The following is a 1,080-nucleotide window of genomic DNA, read 5'->3' as shown; positions in this document are numbered from 1 at the left end:
CAGTCGATCTGGCTGGGCTCGCAGTTCTTCACGATCTCTTCAGCCGCCTCGTTGGGAATGATGCCGAGGGCGCCCTGAACCTTGGCGAGCGCGCGCTCGATGTCCAGGTATTTGGCGGTGCGGTTCTCGTCCGACCAGACATGCCGCATGGCGGCATCACTGAACATGTCGCCGAAAATTTTTGAGTCGATGATGGTTGCGGACATAGCTTCTCCGTTGGGTTATGTATCTTGTGAAAAATCAGGGGTGCGTGCGGCCAGGGCCACGATGCGCTCGGCTTTGAGGACAACCGGGCGATCGACCATCTTCCCGTCGAGCTGGATRRCGCCGCCRCCGGCKGCGCGCGAGGCGCTCAGGATGCGTTGTGCCCAAGCCAGCWCTTCGGCGTCAGGCCGCAGCGCTCGATGCACKGCGGCAACCTGCRCGGGGTGTATGCACATCTTGGCACCGAAGCCGAGGCTGCGTGCCTGCACCATGTCGGCGGCAACGCGGTCCGCGTCGATGTCTGGCGTGACCCCGGCCACGGGCGAAGGCAGACCCGCGGCGCGTGAAGCAATAGCCAACTGAATCGCGGCGTGCTGCAGGGCCGGGCTGTCGGCGGGAAGATCAAGGTCGGCCATGTAGTCGAGCGAACCGAAGGCCAGGCGTGCGATGCCCGGTGCAGTGGCAAGGTCGAAGGCGGCCAGCAGGCCACGCGCTGTTTCGACCAGCGGCAACACGGTGGTACCTGCATCGAGCGAACCAAGAACGTCAGCCACCTGCCGTCTGTTTTCGCATTTCGGAAGCATGACGCAGACTGCCCGAACCTGCCGCAGGAGCTGCAGATCGTCTGCGTACCAGCCCGTGCTCGCGTCGTTGATACGGATCAGCAGCTTGCCGCGAATCTCCTCGTTGGCGGAGGGTATCCACGCTGCGATGGCTTCGCGCGCGGCAGCCTTGTCCGAGGGCGAGACTGCGTCTTCCAGGTCGATGATGACGCGGTCCGCACCCGAGGCCAGCGCCTTCGCGAATCGCTCCGGCACGTTGCCCGGCACGAACAGGTAGCTCAGCGGCACGACGGGTGACATGCTCATACAGCGC

General features: G+C 64.5%; 1 protein-coding gene and 1 pseudogene. Both read right to left on the bottom strand.

From position 1 onward, the window contains the following. Positions 1-206 (bottom strand): annotated as a pseudogene (locus AC1D1Z_RS37700) (3-carboxy-cis,cis-muconate cycloisomerase); the annotation flags it as partial. A 15-nt stretch (positions 207-221) separates the two neighbouring features. After that, a partial coding sequence (locus AC1D1Z_RS37695) for an HpcH/HpaI aldolase/citrate lyase family protein (RefSeq protein WP_477853943.1) occupies positions 222-1,080 on the bottom strand: 859 nt, incomplete at its 5' end.

Source organism: Rhizobium sp. P1_E1, from assembly GCF_056406015.1.
This window is presented reverse-complemented; position numbering and strand designations above follow the sequence as displayed.